This window comes from Mesorhizobium sp. M1E.F.Ca.ET.063.01.1.1 (genome assembly GCF_003998155.1).
Lineage (GTDB): Bacteria > Pseudomonadota > Alphaproteobacteria > Rhizobiales > Rhizobiaceae > Mesorhizobium.
The window spans coordinates 1-12,959 of record NZ_RZSC01000060.1; the positions used below are offsets into that span (position 1 = coordinate 1).

At 56.0% G+C, this 12,959-nt stretch carries 10 protein-coding genes and 1 pseudogene; 2 read left to right on the forward strand and 9 right to left on the reverse strand.

The window, feature by feature from the left end; genetic code table 11:
* Positions 1-218: 218 nt before the first annotated feature.
* From EOA29_RS42880 to EOA29_RS07680, 8 genes and pseudogenes are all read right to left on the reverse strand, one after another.
* Positions 219-471, reverse strand: a pseudogene (locus tag EOA29_RS42880) (IS630 family transposase); the annotation flags it as partial.
* A gap of 149 nt (positions 472-620) precedes the next feature.
* Entirely contained in the window at positions 621-2,504 is a 1,884-nt protein-coding gene (locus tag EOA29_RS07650; RefSeq protein ID WP_127220676.1) for an MBL fold metallo-hydrolase, read from the reverse strand.
* Positions 2,505-2,709: 205 nt separating this feature from the next.
* Entirely contained in the window at positions 2,710-3,780 is a 1,071-nt protein-coding gene (locus tag EOA29_RS07655) for a 2-oxo acid dehydrogenase subunit E2 (RefSeq protein WP_127220678.1), read from the reverse strand.
* 125 nt (positions 3,781-3,905) lie between these two features.
* The gene (locus EOA29_RS07660; RefSeq protein WP_127220680.1) at positions 3,906-4,649 is read right to left on the reverse strand and encodes an SDR family oxidoreductase; all 744 of its coding nucleotides are present in this window, start codon (positions 4,647-4,649) and stop codon (positions 3,906-3,908) included.
* Positions 4,650-4,766: 117 nt separating this feature from the next.
* On the reverse strand, positions 4,767-5,006 hold the full coding sequence (locus EOA29_RS07665; RefSeq protein ID WP_189478843.1) for a biotin/lipoyl-containing protein: 240 nt from the start codon (positions 5,004-5,006) through the stop codon (positions 4,767-4,769).
* Positions 4,999-5,955 (reverse strand): transketolase C-terminal domain-containing protein, encoded by a 957-nt coding sequence (locus EOA29_RS07670; RefSeq protein WP_210213124.1) that lies wholly within the window; start codon positions 5,953-5,955, stop codon positions 4,999-5,001. The genes EOA29_RS07665 and EOA29_RS07670 overlap by 8 nt, the downstream gene beginning before the upstream one ends.
* Before the next feature lie 23 nt (positions 5,956-5,978).
* Complete coding sequence (locus tag EOA29_RS07675) at positions 5,979-6,989, reverse strand: thiamine pyrophosphate-dependent dehydrogenase E1 component subunit alpha (RefSeq protein ID WP_210213125.1); 1,011 nt, start codon at positions 6,987-6,989, stop codon at positions 5,979-5,981.
* A 566-nt stretch (positions 6,990-7,555) separates the two neighbouring features.
* Positions 7,556-8,227 (reverse strand): isochorismatase family cysteine hydrolase, encoded by a 672-nt coding sequence (locus tag EOA29_RS07680; RefSeq protein WP_127220686.1) that lies wholly within the window; start codon positions 8,225-8,227, stop codon positions 7,556-7,558.
* Between the two features lie 500 nt (positions 8,228-8,727).
* On the opposite strand from EOA29_RS07680, the gene EOA29_RS07685 reads away from it, so the two are divergent.
* A complete protein-coding gene (locus EOA29_RS07685; protein ID WP_127220688.1) occupies positions 8,728-10,395 on the forward strand; it encodes a trimethylamine methyltransferase family protein in 1,668 nt (555 codons plus the stop codon).
* Between the two features lie 118 nt (positions 10,396-10,513).
* The gene (locus EOA29_RS07690) at positions 10,514-12,106 is read left to right on the forward strand and encodes an ABC transporter substrate-binding protein (RefSeq protein ID WP_127220690.1); all 1,593 of its coding nucleotides are present in this window, start codon (positions 10,514-10,516) and stop codon (positions 12,104-12,106) included.
* A 172-nt stretch (positions 12,107-12,278) separates the two neighbouring features.
* Here EOA29_RS07690 and EOA29_RS07695 read toward each other — a convergent pair.
* The coding region (locus EOA29_RS07695; RefSeq protein ID WP_245468434.1) for an ABC transporter ATP-binding protein at positions 12,279-12,959 on the reverse strand (681 nt) is incomplete at its 5' end.

Below are 12,959 nucleotides of genomic sequence, written 5' to 3' on the forward strand. Positions count from 1 at the left end.
CGAACTCCACTATGTCACCCGTTATGGTAACCTGCAGTGATCGCCGCCGGCGCGCCGACTAACGGCTGACAGCCATATACGCATCAGGCGGCTTCGGGAAAGGGCGCCTTGGCGCATCGCTTACGCTGCTCCAGCGCCTGCGCGGACTCTTTTCAACATCCAGCCGCCCCCGCGAAGCCAGTCGCTCAAGGCGCCGACCGCTCGACTCCCAACTGCTACACCATCTCTTTTAGCGTTATGTCCTTGCGCTCATCGATCAGCCTGACGATGGAGGCTTCATGCACATCGAGACTTGAACCCCTCTGCCAGCCCTGCGGCCGAGATGTCCTCGCCGATCTCCGCCGGTTTCGATCCAACGGATCACACCCGATATCCCGAATTCGAACCCGCCGCGGCTTGCCGTGCGGACATGCCCTCGTCCGAAGCTTTCAAGACCCGGGATCGAAGATCGTCGCTCAATGCTCTTGCCAGCAGCAAGCAAGCTCATGGTCTGCCACCGGCGCGTGGGGACCTCGGCATGCTGCTGAGTTCCCGCGTTACGAGGCACCAGCAGGCCCGCTGAGTTACGGCCCGAGTCCGGTCTGAGTTGTTGTCCGTAGGACCAAAGACAATCGGGCCTTTTATTCCTGTCGTCTCCCACGAGTCGAGACGAGGGCTTCACAAATGGGCCCCTGAGATACACCGTCTATCAGGATCTCGGCTGTCACAAGGCGCCGTTTTGAATCACTCAGCGCCGGCGCAGTGGCTCTGAGGAGTATCTCGCCTTGCTCCCCTGGCTCAAGAGAGACACTTTCTCGCTCTGCATGCGGCCGCCAGCCAAACGCGGGTAGGAGATGGGCTTGGTACACAGCTCTTCGCTCGAGATTGTTGCGGATTTTCACTGTGTACGTGATCTCATCGCTCGGTCGTGCTTCCGAGATATACGGCAACATCCTTGCCCAAAACAAGTCAATGAAACAGTCCGCAGGTTCATCCACGATCTCGCGGAACGCCGCCTCCTTATAGTCGACATAATCAGCATATTCCGCAATTCTGGCATCACTTATCGTAATTAGCGCTCCGTGCCCGGGGCACAGAACGTCCGGCCTGGCCTTCTGAAGCACCTGCGCGCAACGGCGATGCATTTCTAACTGAAAGCTATTTCGCATAACAGTAAGCTGGATTGGTATCTCGTGTTCGATTCCTCTTGCCCGGGGGTTGAATAGCCAAAGATTGTCTCCACTAAAAAGCAGGCGCTTCCCGTCAATGTGGCCCAAAATCATTGCATGATATTCGGTTTGGCCCGGAGCGTAATAGATCTCAAAGTCAAACCCGCGCCAATGAAAAGCCTCGCCGTCGCGCAGCGTCCTTTGTACTTTAACAGGTTTATGAAAGCAGCACGGCGTACTAGCCCAGGCAGCAGGGTCGACGATCACCTGTGCCACGCGGTCAAGAGCCCAACATTGCGTGCCGAATTTTCGCTGCAGATACGGTATTCCACAGATGTGGTCGTTATGGATATGCGTGGGGAGTACTACTTCGATTTCCTTGACCCCAAAATGATTTTGGAGTTCATCCAAATGATGTTCGACAAACCGTAAGGCCTGCATTCCATCGTGGTCCGAGCCGAAATGAAGGTGACCTATTGATGAAAGTCCGTAATCAATAAGCATCGCATGACCGCTTCCGCTGAGCACGACGTAGAAATTTGAACACGTATATGGCCCTCCCCAGAGGAGATGTTCGGATATACGTTCTAACTTGCTGTCGCGAAGAGTCTGCCAGTCTTCAAAGCCCGTATTACGGCCTGAAGTAAGGAGTCGACCTACAGTGGAAAGTTTCTCGAGCCTTGCTTCAAGCCTTGTAATGTCGGCGTCCACCTCAGTGATCGCCGTTCCGTGAGATGGATAGGCTACCGCGGCGCTCTGCTTCTTTAGCGCAAGGATTGATTGCATTGTGAATTCAATGCCAAGCATATCGCCATAGCTATACTCCATAGCATGGAGCTGATACAGTTTTCCGCCTCGAACCATCAAGTCACCTGTGAATGCAACCGTCTGCCCATCCACGTCGGCAATTAAGCTTATCATGCCATATGTATGACCTTTGGCCGGTAGTATCCGAAAATTGTATCCTTTCCAGGGGAAGGCTTCGTAATCCTCCAGCACGGCATCTATCTCAATATTCTCGCCGAGGGCGAAAAAGGTATTGCTATCGTTATAGTTGTCGTAAATGCCTCGAGATTGCCAGTGAGCCTCAACATTTTCGAACAAGTGACGTTCATATTCCGGAACGGCTATCTTGGCTCCCGTTTTCTGAAGCATCGGCGTTCCCCAACACTGATCCCTATGATGGTGAGTATGCAAAACCCAGTCTACTCGCTCGATCCCGATCTCGCTTAACCGGGGAAGAACAGCACCGGATCCTGTGTCGATCAGAAGACACTCGGAGCCATGCTTCACAACGTAAACGTTGCACGTGTCCTTGAACACCCAAAGATGCTCCGAGCATTGGATCAAAGTCATATTTCACCTGTTGAACAGCTAGCTGCCGATGGAGGACGAGTGAGGGAAGTGGTCTAGAAGGTCGTGGACGGTTGAGGTCTGCAGACGGCTCGTGGCTTTAAGCGCTTGACGCAGAATCGAAAAGACATTTCATCAGGTTTTCGACGCCGCTTTCGGTAATCAGGTCCTGCTCCTCCAACTTAGCGCCCTCGCTTATCCACATTGCTCAGGCGACCATGCTCATAGGATTTTCAATATAGCTCTTGAATATCTGCAGCAGCTTTGCTCCGAGCACGCCGTCCACACAGCGATGGTCGATGGAAAGCGTAACACTCATCACCGTTGCGATGGCCATTGAACCGCTCTTGACGACTACCTGCTGTCTGCCCGCACCGACTGCGAGAATCGTAGCGTGCGGGGGATTGATCACGGCAGCGAACTCTTTGACCCCCATCATGCCCAGGTTCGAGATAGATGTCGTGCCGCCTTCATACTCTTCAGGCTTTAGCTTGCGATCTCTCGCGCGTTTGCCGAAGTCCTTCATCTCGCCGGAAATGACGTGAAGGGTTTTCTGTTCAGCCTTGCGTATGATCGGCGTGATCAGACCGCCTGCGATCGAGACAGCTACCCCTATGTCGACGTGCTGGTGTTTAAGGATAGCGCTCTCGGTCCAGGAGACATTTGCGTCCGGAACGTCACGCAGCGCAAGCGCCAAGGCCCTTATCACCATGTCATTGACCGACAACTTGTAGACCGGCAGTCCGTCCGCAGCCCTGGGCGCCGCATCGTTCAGTCTGGAGCGAAGTCCCAGAAGCTGATCGATCTCGCAATCCACTGCGACATAGAAATGCGGAATGGTTTGTTTCGAGGCCACCAGACGACGTGCAATCGTCCTTCGCATCCCGTCGTTAGGTACACGTTCATAGGATCCGTCCTCAAACAGCTTTAGAACAGCGTCGTCCGAGGCACCTGCGCTGCCAGACAACGCTGCAGGAACTGGTCCTCCAGGCGCGTCGGACCGTTGCCTAGGGGCTGCGGCTACCGAACCCGCTTCAGTCTTGATGGCAAGAATGGCGACCAGGTCCCTGACTTTTAGACCGTTAGCGCCTTCGGGAACGACAATCCTTTCCAGAGTGCCGCCGGCAGCGGCCTTGATCTCTCCTGTCTTGCCACCGCTTGACACTTGAGCCAAAACATCTCCAGCCTTTATGTCGTCCCCCTCGTTGAACATCCATTTTACAATGGTGACTGCTCCCATATCGGAAGCGAAGGCCGGCATTCTGACGTTGATAGGCATTGGCTCTACTGTGGCTTTTGAGGTATCTAGCGGGCCAGCGGTTTACGGCTTCGGGCTGCTCTGCTTGGGGCACGAAGAGAGAATCTTCGAGCTGAACGCATGTTGGCGTAAGAAGGCTAAAATGCTCACAGCAACAGTCCTCCGTCGATCGCGACCTCCGCCCCGGTTATGTAGCGGCTCTCGTTCGAGAGCAGGAAGAGAACGAGGTCCGCTACCTCGTCAACCGTGCCGGCCCGCTTGAGCGGAATGAGCGCGTACTGACGCTCTCTGTCGGACGGATCCTCGGCCAGCAGCATCTCGGTTTCCACCCACCCCGGGTGGATAGAATTGACGCGGATTCCTGCTGGCGCAAGCTCTAGGGCAGCGCACTTTGTCATGCCTCGAAGGGCCCATTTCGTCGCGGAATAGGCCATACAAGTTCGGCTTCCGCGCATCCCGGCGACAGACGAGATGTTGACTATTGCGCCACCGCCCGATGCCTCGATGAGAGGTGAAACTTCCCGCATACCGAGGAAGCAACCCAACTGATTCACACGGAAGTGCTTTTCGAACAAGGCGACGCTCGAATCCCTCATTGGCAAGGGTTCATAAATTGCCGCGTTGTTGACCAGACCGTGAAGCCCCCTCCCCTCCCCCTCCAGATAGCGGATCAGGCTTCGCCAGTCTTGCTCGCTGGTCACGTCTAGATGCATGTACGAGGCTTTTTCGCCGATACTCGCTGCGAGTTGTTTGCCCTGCTCGTCTAGGATGTCGCCGATGACGACCCGCCCTCCCTCCGAGGCGATCTGGACGGCTTCCGCCGCACCTTGACCTCGAGCTGCTCCAGTAATCAAAATCGTCTTGCCTTCGAAGCGTTTGTCTCGCGTCATGGTAGTCCCTAGAGCGGCGTGCATGTATGCAGACGTAAGCAGCCAAGGTGAGCACTTAAATCGTGCGTCGGAGGTTCTGAAGTTCAGTCGGAATACGTAACGAACGCTGATTTTATTCTACTGCTCGGTGTTGATGCGACAGATGACGGTTCCGACTTCCGTCACCGACCCTTCATCAACAAGAATCTCCGCAACCACGCCGGCGGTCTCCGCCTCTATCTCAATGTTGGTCTTTTCCGACTCTACTTCAGCTAGAATCTGACCCGGAACGACCGAGGTGCCGACCGAAACGTACCACTTCGTAAGATCAACCTCGACCGTCGATGCACCCATCTTCGGGATACGAACATCAAACATGAGCATAGCTCCTTACGGATAAGATCGCGTCTTCCAGTTGCTGCGGCTTCGGCAGAACAGCAGCTTCGAGCGCAAGATTGAACGGCATGGGAACATCAGCTCGCGTGACACGCTTGATCGGGGCCTTGAGAGAGGAAAACGCCAGCTCTCCTATTATTGCGCTCAACTCGGCGGCGAACCCACAAGTACGGTTCGTGTCGTCGTAGATTACGACTCGGCCAGTTTTCTTGACGGACTTCAACAGCCCTTCCCTGTCAAGCGGCAAAAGAGACCGAGGATCCCACACTTCGACGCTGATGTTTTTCTCCTGAGAGAGGCGCTCAGCGACTGCTAGAGCCTCGGGAACTAAATGCCCGATAGCAATGACTGTGACATCGGAGCCTTCACGCTTAACGTCACCGCAACCGAAAGGGATGGCATAGATTTCCTCCGGCACCGGACCCCTTTGCGGAAGCGACATGGCTGATGCTATGAAAACGACCGGGTCGTCTTCTCGGATCGCCTGGATCATGAGGCCCTTGGCGTCGTAGGCATTCGAAGGGCAAACAACCTTGAAGCCAGCGTGTAGGAGGTACGGATAGGGATTGTCCGAGTGCTGGCCCGCGTTTCCACCCCGCGATCCAGACACCATGAGCGTGTAAGTGATCGGTAGATTTGCTTGACCTCCTAACATCAATCGCATCTTCGCCGCTTGATTGACTAGCTGGTCGAACGCGACGTAAATCAGTGAGGGAACTTGGAACTGAACGATTGGGCGCAAGCCGGCCAAAGCCGCCCCCGTGGCGAAGCCGGTGAACGCTGCCTCGGAAATGGGCGTGTCGAGTACGCGGAGATCGCCGAAAGCGCCATGCAGGCCTTTCGTCTCACCGCGAATTCCGCCTCGAATGTCCTCCCCGATGATCATGACACTCTCATCTGCCCCCATAGCTTGATGGTAGGCTTCGTTCATGGCCTGAAGAAATCTCAGCTGTCTCACGGCTCTACTCCCCATGCCGGAGTGTTCGGATACGGCACGGCATACATGCAATCGAGAGCCTCGGCCTGGTTCGGCGGAGCGCTGCTCCTAGCGAACTCGACGCCCCGGTCGATCTCAATGCTGACCTCGGCATCGATAGCTTCGATGTCTTCTTGAGCGCACAAGCCACTTTGCATCATACGCGCTGCCCAAATCTTAATAGGGTCCCGCAACTTCCAGCGATCGAGTTCCTCTTGAGATCGATAGGTCATTTTCATGTGACGCTCGCCTGTGTAATGCCCAAAGTAGCGGTAAGTCTGACACTCAATGAATGTTGGGCCTTTACCGGTCCGAGCGCGTTCCGTAGCAGTGAGAGCAGCGTGATAAACGGCCTCGACGTCCATGCCATCCACGCACACGCCAGGCATTCCGTAGGATTGGGCGCGAACATAAGGGTCTAGGATCGTGACTTCTTTTAGAGGCGTCGAAATCGCGTACTGATTGTTCTCGCAAACGAAAATGACAGGAAGATCCCAAATCGCGGCGAGATTCATCGCTTCATGGAGGACGCCTTGATTGATTGCTCCGTCGCCGAAGAATGAAACAGCGACGCGATTCTCGCGAGCGGCTTTGAATTTGTGAGCGGCGCCACAGGCTATAGGGGCTCCAGCGCCGACGATACCATTCGCCCCGAATATTCCAATCCCGACGTCAGCAATGTGCATGGATCCGCCACGACCCTTATTATATCCGCCCGTTCGCGCGAGCAGCTCAGCAAACATCCTGCCAACGTCGCCGCCCTTCGCCAGCGTATGGCCATGACCTCGATGGGTACTTGTGACGATGTCTGAGGTCGTGAGCGCGCCGCAAATACCAACCGCGACCGCCTCTTGCCCGCTGTACTCGTGACATACGCCGGCGATCTCGTTGTCATCGACCAGGGTAACGACCCTGTCCTCGAAGCGCCTGATGCGCGCCATGTGGTAATACAAGCTTCGCGCGAATGGAGCAGGCATAATATTAGACATCGACGCCTCTATGTTGTGTTCCAAATTGATCTACTCGGTCAACCCGTTGTCGCAGTGGCTACCCTGTTTCCCGAGCCCGATCTCGCAAGCCCCTTACGGCCCAGATTGGAGCGGCGCGGAGCCCGAGACAAACGTATTTCTGCTTCATCCGTCATCTGCGAACCTATTCTCGCAGGGAGCCATTCGACGCTAACACGAAACGCCGATCACCAGCGTTTCAAAACTACTATTTTCTCTTCGAATAAACCATCTTCCGGCGGTCTCGTAGAGTGAAAGGACGGCGTCGGATATAGACCTGATTGATATCAAGCTTCACAACCTCCCGCCCGACGTATTCGTTTCTCGCCCTAGCGGTAATTGGCCGCACATGAACTTCAAGAACGCGGCCAGCGAGCTCAACTTGACGCGACAAGGTTCCCGCATGACAGAACCTGAAAGGCACTGCAGCACGGGCGCGTACCGGCTTCCTCCCTCTGCAACAGCAGCGTGAGGCTCCCGCGAATATAGCTGCTTCGAAGGCTTCCTCCGAAGGTTTTGAAGTGAGAAGCCGTCTCTCTATTGGAGACTCAAAGTGAGTTGTAGAGAGATTTAACGTTCTCCAGCGTGTATGCAAAGGCAGCCGGCCTATCGAAGCGCCAAGCCTTGTGTGGCATACCCTCCAAAGCCTTCGTGAGATTGTCCGCGGTGATCACCGAGCCTGCGTACAGCCAGTTGGCCAAGTCAAGCATGGCGGTCATATGCATAAGTTCAGTAGCGGTGCTGCAGGCATCCTTGACAATCGTGATGCGGTAGTCGCGCGAAATCGCGTCCCACACTGTCGTTTCCAAACAAACCTCGCTCCAGGCCCCGAACATTATAAGATGATCCGCATTCAAGCGGCGCAGCAAAATCTCCAGATTCGTGTTGTAGAATGCGCTGGGGCGCTGCTTTCGTACAATCAGGTCGCTAGCTTCCGGTTTCAGGTCAACGTGAATGTCAGCAGACTGCCCGATGCTATGTGTCGGGGTCCCGCCATTCAAGGCCTCGTGATACAGCGCATCTACTCCCCTTGGGTCGTAGCAATTCTGTGTATAGACTATAGGCAACCTCGCTGCACGGCAGGCATCGAGAGCTATTTTGGCACTTCGCAGAAGCTCTTCGCGATTGTAGATCGGCCATGCCCCATCCGGTTCGATGCAGTCATTTTGTAAATCCACTGCAATGACTACAGTGCGCTTGAACTCATCGGGCAAAGTCATGTCGGGAACCTTTCACTTTGTTCATATTGTGCCCAAAGACACCTTTAAACAGACGCAATTCGTCATAGAAACACTCTAGCGTCGATCGTGACCAATCGGAGCGGATTTTCAATTCTCAGGGCCTGGTTGCGGACCTCTACTGCAAACAGCCGCTCTCTATTCCAGACGCCGGTGCTTTGACAGCGGAAAAGATTGCGCCGGACATAGACCAGCTTCATGTCACGGCTTAAAGCTGCTCATAGCAGCATTCAATTCTGCGCTGACAGATCGCCCGCAACGGGATCATGAAATCCCCATCCCATTCGCGTCTAGGTAGGCCGTGCCCAACGGCAGTGCGCGGCCGGCTTGGACAGCACTCAGATCCAAACGGCAGCCTGGTAGGGAAACAGAACGGTGTCCACAGGTTCTGCAGTGTCTGGCCACCACCGGTGCGCTTGGAACGCCAGCTTGGCGCCTGAGGGGGCTTGGACATAAACTGGGTTTAAGACCGCAGAAACTTTTTGCGCCTTCTCAGGGCAATTGCCGACGCCTATCATCAGCGGGATATAAGTCAGGCACGCCGTCTCGGACGGCGGAGCCGCGGGTTTAATGCGGGACGCCGGCGTTCCGCTGTCGCGGGTGAGGCTCGAATGGACACTGATACTCCCGCAATCCGACGCCGCGGAGGCCGGTCTTCGGTCGTTGCAGCCCGGGAAGCTGAAAGAAGGCCGCGCGTCTCAACCATCAAGTATGGCATCCGGCCGGTAGAGGCGGTCACTGCTGAGCAGCTTGAGCGCATCCATCAGGCTTCCCTGGCTATCCTGCGCGAAATCGGCATCGAATTCAGAGACGAGACGGCAATCAGGCAGTGGAAAGAAGCCGGTGCGGATGTCCGTGAACACCGTGTTCGCCTCGAGGGCGACATGGTGATGGACCTCATCTCCAAGGCCCCTCCCCGTTTTGAAATGACGTCTCGCGATCCGTCACAGCGTTTCGAGATCGCGCCAGACACAATGACTTTCGGCGTCATGCAGGGTGCGCCAAACATTCGCGATCTTCAGGGCGTGCGGCGCGCATCCACGATCGAGGATCTACGGAACATGAACCGGCTGACCCAGATGCTGCCCGGTTTCCATATCGCCGGCGGGTTCACCTGCGAGCCGACCGACATTGCCGTGCCATGGCGCCATCTGCACATCAATCATTCGAGCCTGGTGGAAACGAACATGCCTTTCTTCGGTCTGACGACCGGAAAGCAGCGTGCCGACGACTCGATCGCCATGGGCCAGATCGTGCACGGCAAGGCATTTATGGATCAGAACGCGGTGATGATCGGTCACGTGTCGGGCAACTCGCCGCTTGTCTGGGATTCGACCATGCTGGAAGGTCTTCGCGCCTTCGTCGACGCGAACCAGGTCGTGTTGCTGTCTCCGTTCGTGCTCGGCGCCGCCAACACTCCCGCCGACATCCCCGCCACGATCGCCCAGTTGAATGCCGAGGCGCTCGCCGCTCTGGCCTATACTCAGCTTGCCGCGCCAGGCGCCAAGATGATTTACGGTCAATATTCCGTCTCGGTGTCGATGCGCAGCGGCGCCCCCATGTCCGGCATGCCGGAAGTCACTCTGATCAACGCCGTCATCGGACAACTGGCAAGGCGCTACAACGTGCCGTGGCGAACCACTGCGTCTCAATCCTCCGCCAAAACCTTCGATGCCCAGTCCGGTTATGAATCAGCCATTGCCTACATGTCCGGCGCCAGCGCCTGCTCGAACCTTATGATGCATGCCGGCGGCTGGGATGAAGCCGGTCTCGTGTGCTGCATGGCGAAATTCGTCGCCGATGCCGAACAAAACCTGCTCATCGAGAAATACGCGCGGGGCATATCATTCGAACATTTCGAGGATGCCCTCGAAGCCGTGCGCCGGATTGGCCCCGGGGGCCACTATCTCGGGGATTCCTTCACGCTGAAGCGCTTCAAGGATGCGTTCATCGCGCCGGAGATCCTCGATTACCTAAGCTACGAGCAGTGGAAGGTCAAAGGCTCCAAGGACATGGCGCAGCGCTGCAGGGAGAAGGCGACAGCAATCATCGCGAGCTACGAGCAGCCGCCGATGGACCACGCCGTGCGCGAGGAACTCGATGCGTTTGTCGCCAAACGCCAGGAGGAGATTTCCCCAAGCCTTGCCTAGGTTAGGCTTCGCAAAGAATGGCGGAAACGCGCGCTTTAGATGTCAGCAGCTTTCCACATTGGAACTATCGCAACGAAAGCAGCACCGCTTGGCAGATATGCTCACAAGGGGAATGGGTATGAAGACGAATATTGCTGGGATTGTTAGCCGTCGAACCCTCTTCAAAGCTGGTGCCGCGCTTGGTGGGGGCATCATCGCCTCGGGTATGCCGCTCACCCAGGCCATCTGGGCTGCCGAAGGCAAGGTGCTAAACGCGCGTGCCAATGCCGATCTCAGCAAATTAGATCCCGCTTTCGTCGTAACAGACGCGGAAGTTGACGTGATGCACTGTATTTATTCTAAGCTCACGCGTTACAAGTCAGGCTCTGATTGGGGTTGGGAAATGGAGGCGGCGGAAAAGATCGAGCAAGTGGACCCGACACATGTCCGCTTCCGTCTCAAAAAGGGCATCAAGTTCACCGGCGGCCACGGCGAAATGACTGCTCGGGACGTCAAGTTCTCGTTCGAGCGCGTGGTCAAACTAAATTCACCCATGAAGCCCCATTGGGAGCTGCTTGATCGAGTCGAGCTTGAGGATGACTATACGGGCGTCATCGTATTCAAGACACCCGATGCAGCTGTGTGGCTAGTTCCACTACCTCACGCGGCGGGCCAAATCGTTTCTGAGGAGGCCGTGCTGCGGGCAAATAAGGACGGCGGTGATTTTGGCATGAAGCCACCAGCGTTCTCCGGTCCCTATGTGCTGGCCGATTGGAAGCCGAATCAATATACAATTCTCACTCGGAACCCAGACTGGTCGGGCCCAAGGCCGGGCTTTGACGAAATCCGCATCCTTCCTATTCCCGATGTTAAGGCGGCTGAACGCGCTTATCAGGCGGGCGATGTAGATTTCACTAGTATCAGTGTCGAATCGCTTGCGTCTTTCAGGAGCAATCCACCCCCCGATAGTGAGATAGTACAAAAACCCTCGACCGGCTACGTCTGGGTCGGCATTAACATGGATCATCCCAAACTGAAGGACATCAATGTCCGTAAGGCGATCCAATGGGCTATAGATGTTCCACAGATCCTAAGTGTTGCGTACGCCGGCCAAGCGGTGCTGGCAACCGGCACCGTTCCCCCCGGAGTTGTCGGACATCGTGAGAAGGCGCTCATCCCGCCGGAAGGCGATCTCGCTAAGGCCAAGGAGTTCATGCAAAAGGCCGGTGTCACCGATCTGACCTTGAGCATCGACTGCCTGAACGATACCACTTCGTCGACTATAGCCCAGACAATTCAGGCACAATTGTCGCAGATCGGTATTTCCTTGGAGGTCCAACCTCTAGATTCCAGTTCGTTCTGGACGCTCGGGATGGAATCGGAAGGCGACCACTGGAAGGATGTGCAGCTATTCGTCATGAGTTTCACCGGACTCCCAGATCCATCTGAGTACGTGACTTGGTTCACGCAGGCTCAGGTTGGCGTCTGGAATTGGCAACGCTTCCGCAGCGAACGTTATGACGAACTCAACGTCAAGGGGCTCTCCATCGCTGACCCGAATGAGCGTGGAAAGCTCTACGAGGAGATGCAGGATCTCATGGAGGAATCCGGCGATTTCCGGTTCCTGACGCACGGGGCCACTCCCGTGTTGTATCGCACAACGAAGGTGCATGCAGCAATGCGCCCGGATGGAACCCCATTATATCTCGAATGCAAGCCAGTTTCGGGCTGAGCGACATCTGCGGCTTTGGTTCCAACAAGAAGCGTCTCAGAACCGCCAAGCCAGAACGATCTAGAGCTCGCGAGAGACGTATTGAGGGTCAGCCTTGGCGCCTCCACAAAACTGCTGAAGCCGAGAGCCAAGATTACAAAAAAATCGGCCCCTAGTTTCCGCTGGATGAGGTTCAGCAGGTCAACGATTTGGAGCTTAACGGGAAATGGCATCTGACGCTGTGCTCCGGGTCCTGCAGGCTCACTGAGGATGGGGGAGCGACGCAGCCACAGATGCGATCTTGAGCGTAACGACATCGGGTGTGGAACTCGCAGCCAGATGGTCGGTTCATCACACTTGGAACTTCGCCCTTGAGCTCAATCCTGTTGAGCACCGCGTCTGGGTCCGGCTCGGGATTGGCGGCAAGCAGCGCTTCGGTATAGGGATGGCTTGGCTGATGGAAAATACTCTGGGTCGTGCCGACTTCAATGAAGCGGCCGAGATACATGATCGCCATGCGGTCGGTTATGTGGCGCACTACATTGAGGTTATGCGTGATCATCAGGATCGCGATGCCTGTTTCGTCCTGCAGGCGCATTAGAAGGTTTAGCACCTCGCCTTGCACCGAGACATCCAGGCCGGCGGTCGGCTCATCGGCGATGATCAAGTCCGGATTGAGTGCAAGAGCACGCGCGACGCTGACGCGCCTGGCTTGCCCACCGGAGAGTTGATGAGGATAGCGGCTGACAAAATCGGCCGGCAGGCCCACCATCCGCAGCAGGCGGGTCGCTTCGGCATCTAAGTCGCGATCCTTCAGCCCATGGATGCGAAAAGGCTCGGTTAAGAGCGATCGCACCGTCCGCCTGGGCGAAAG

Coding starts and splice junctions, on each gene's coding strand:
- EOA29_RS07650 (WP_127220676.1), bottom strand. CDS start 2,504: ATGACTTTGATCCAATGCTCGGAGCATCTTTGGGTGTTCAAGGACACG.
- EOA29_RS07655 (WP_127220678.1), bottom strand. CDS start 3,780: ATGCCTATCAACGTCAGAATGCCGGCCTTCGCTTCCGATATGGGAGCA.
- EOA29_RS07660 (WP_127220680.1), bottom strand. CDS start 4,649: ATGACGCGAGACAAACGCTTCGAAGGCAAGACGATTTTGATTACTGGA.
- EOA29_RS07665 (WP_189478843.1), bottom strand. CDS start 5,006: ATGTTTGATGTTCGTATCCCGAAGATGGGTGCATCGACGGTCGAGGTT.
- EOA29_RS07670 (WP_210213124.1), bottom strand. CDS start 5,955: ATGAACGAAGCCTACCATCAAGCTATGGGGGCAGATGAGAGTGTCATG.
- EOA29_RS07675 (WP_210213125.1), bottom strand. CDS start 6,989: ATGTCTAATATTATGCCTGCTCCATTCGCGCGAAGCTTGTATTACCAC.
- EOA29_RS07680 (WP_127220686.1), bottom strand. CDS start 8,227: ATGACTTTGCCCGATGAGTTCAAGCGCACTGTAGTCATTGCAGTGGAT.
- EOA29_RS07690 (WP_127220690.1), top strand. CDS start 10,514: ATGAAGACGAATATTGCTGGGATTGTTAGCCGTCGAACCCTCTTCAAA.